We start from the raw sequence: 2,915 nt of genomic DNA, 5'->3' as shown, positions 1-2,915 counted from the left end.
TCCTCCGCCAACCACCCCCGCACCAGACCCAACACACCGACCGTCATCGCATGCACCTGGCCGACCGGGTCGTCGGCGCCGGCGGATGACGGCAGGCGGACCAGCACCGTGTCCGGGACGTCCTGCGCAGGCAGAGCCGCCAGGTCCGGGACCGTCTCGCCGTCACCGACCGTGGTCCAGTTCCCTGTCTCCGCCTCGTCCGGCGTCTCCAGCTCCGTCCATTCCACGCGCAGCAGACCGTCCCTGGTGTCCCGCGCCGAGGTGGCCGCGTCGCGCAACGCGTCCTCCGACAGCGGGCGCAGCACGAGCGAGTCCACGGACGCCACCGGCATGCCCGTCCCATCCGCGACCGTCACCGACACCGACTCGGCACCGCCGTCACCACCAGCACCGGGCCCGGCGAACCGCAGCCGCACCCGCAGCGCCGTGGCGCCCACCGCATGTACGCGTGCGCCCTCCCAGGCGAACGGCACGACCGCCGTCCTGTCCTCGCGCGCCACCCCCGGCAGCAGCGCGTGCAGGGCGGCGTCCAGCAGGGCGGGGTGCACCGCGCAGCGGGCCGCGTCGGCGCGCTGCTCCTCCCCCAGCGCCACTTCCGCGTACAACTCGCCCTCGCCGCCCTGCCAGAGGCGGCGCAGCCCCTGGAACGCCGGTCCATAGCCATAACCGGCCTTGTCGAGCCGCTCGTACGCACCGCTCAGGTCGACTTCCACCGCACCCGCGGGCGGCCATGCCACGAGGCCGTCGGGTACGGGCCCGTCGCCGGTGTCCGCGCTGAGGAGACCCGTCGCGCAGGTCGTCCAGTCGGCGTCGCCCGAGTCGGCCCGGCGTGCGTAGATCTCCAGGGGGCGGCGGCCGTCGGCGGCCGGTGCGCCCACGACAGCCTGCACCTGCACCCCGCCGCGCTCGGGCACCGCCGACGGCGCCGACAGGGTCAGCTCCGCCACCTCCGGGCAGCCGGCCTCCTCGCCCGCGCGCAGCGCCAGCTCCAGCAGGGCGGTGCCGGGGAGCACGGCCACGCCGTGCAGGGAGTGGTCCGCCAGCCAGGGATGACTGGTCAGCGACAGACGGCCGGTGAGCAGGTACGTGTCCTGGTCCGCCACGGCGACAGCGGCGCCCAGCAGCGGATGGCCGACGGCGCTCAGGCCGAGGCCTGCGGCGTCGGTGGCCTCGGCCGCCGGGGCCAGCCAGTAGCGGTCGCGGCGGAAGGCATAGGTGGGCAGGTCGATGCGGCGCCCGCCGGGGAACGCCGACCTCGTGTCGAGCCGTCCGCCGTCGAGGTGCGTACGGGCGAGAGCGGCGCTGACGGTCACCGTCTCCGGCCGTCCGGAGCGCAGGAGCGGGGTCAGCGTCGCCCCGTCCCGGGTGAGGCACTCCTGCGCCATGGCGGTGAGTACGCCGTCGGGGCCGAGTTCCAGGTAGGCCGTGACGCCGGCCGCCTCGAGGAACCGTACGCCGTCGATGAAGCGGACCGTGTCGCGGATGTGGTGGGCCCAGTAGTCGGGCGAGCGCAGGTCGTCGGGGGTGGCGAGGGTGCCGGTGGCGTCGGAGACCACGGGGATCCGGGGTTCGCGGAAGGTGACGCCGGCCAGGGCGTCCCGGAAGTCGTCCAGGACGTCGTCCATGTGTGGGGAGTGGAAGGCGTGGCTGACCGGAAGGCGCCTGGTCTTCCTGCCGCGCTCACGCCAGAGCGCCGCGACGCGGTCCACTGCTTCGGCGTCGCCCGAGACGACCGTGGAGCGGGGGCTGTTGAGCGCGGCCACGGCAATGGTGTCACCGTACTGTGCCAGCGTCTCGCGGACCTCGTTCTCGGCCGCCTCCAGCGCCACCATCGCGCCGCCGTCGCGGGCGGCCTGCATGAACCGCCCGCGGGCGACGACGACCGTGCAGGCGTCGGCCAAGTCCCACACCCCGGCCAGGTGCGCCGCGGTGACCTCGCCGATGGAGTGGCCGAGGAGGTAGTCGGGGACCACGCCGTGGTGTTCCAGCAGCCGGTACAGGGCGGTCTCGACGGCGAACAGGGCGGCCTGGGTGAAGGCCGTCTGGTCCAGCAGCGCCGAGTCCGCGGAGTTCTCCGGAGCGAACAGGACGTCCTTCAGCGGGCGGGACAGTGCCGGGTCGAGGTGCGCGCACACCGCATCGAGGGCGGCGGCGAACACCGGTGACGTCTCGTAGAGTTCCCGGCCCATGCCGAGGCGCTGGCTGCCCTGCCCGGTCAGCAGGAAAGCGGTACGGGGCCGGCCCTGGCCGGAGTCCGCGCCCTGCGGCCCGACGGCGCGCAGCACGTTCGGTACGTCGGTGCCGTCGGCCAGCGTCTTCAGTCCGGCCAGCAGTTCCTCACGGCTCGTACCGACGACCGCCGCACGATGCTCCAGCGCGGCACGGGTCGTCGCCAGGGAGTAGCCCACATCCACCGGCTCCGCCTCGGGCCGCTCGATCAGGTGCTCGCGCAGCCGCCGCGCCTGGGCGCGCAGCCCCGCCTCGTCCCGCCCCGAGACGAACCACGCGACAGGCATCGCCGAGCCGCCCTCGGCCGTCTCGTCAACCGGCTCGGGATCTCCCTGCTCGACGATGACATGTGCGTTCGTACCGCTGATGCCGAAGGAGGACACGCCGGCCCGGCGTGGGCGGCCGGTCTCCGGCCACACCTGGGCCTCGCCCAGCAGCCGCACCGCACCCGCATCCCACTCGACATGCGGCGACGGCTCCTGCACATGCAGCGTCCGCGGCAGCACACCACGCCGCATCGCCTCCACCATCTTGATGACACCACCGACACCCGCCGCCGCCTGCGCATGACCGATGTTCGACTTCAACGACCCCAACCACAACGGACGGTCCTCGACCCGGCCCTGCCCGTACGTCGCCAGCAGCGCATGCGCCTCGATCGGATCACCCAGCGTCGTCCCGGTCCC

General features: G+C 73.9%; 1 protein-coding gene. It reads right to left on the bottom strand.

Features of this window, described 5'->3' with window-relative positions:
- A partial coding sequence (locus ACFYX0_RS47240) for a type I polyketide synthase (RefSeq protein ID WP_388981893.1) occupies positions 1-2,915 on the bottom strand: 2,915 nt, incomplete at both ends.

This window comes from Streptomyces sp. NPDC002573, from assembly GCF_042889625.1.
In the GTDB taxonomy this organism is placed as follows: domain Bacteria; phylum Actinomycetota; class Actinomycetes; order Streptomycetales; family Streptomycetaceae; genus Streptomyces; species Streptomyces gibsoniae.
The sequence above is the reverse complement of the archived record's forward strand: the minus strand, read 5'-3'. Positions and strand labels throughout refer to the sequence as shown.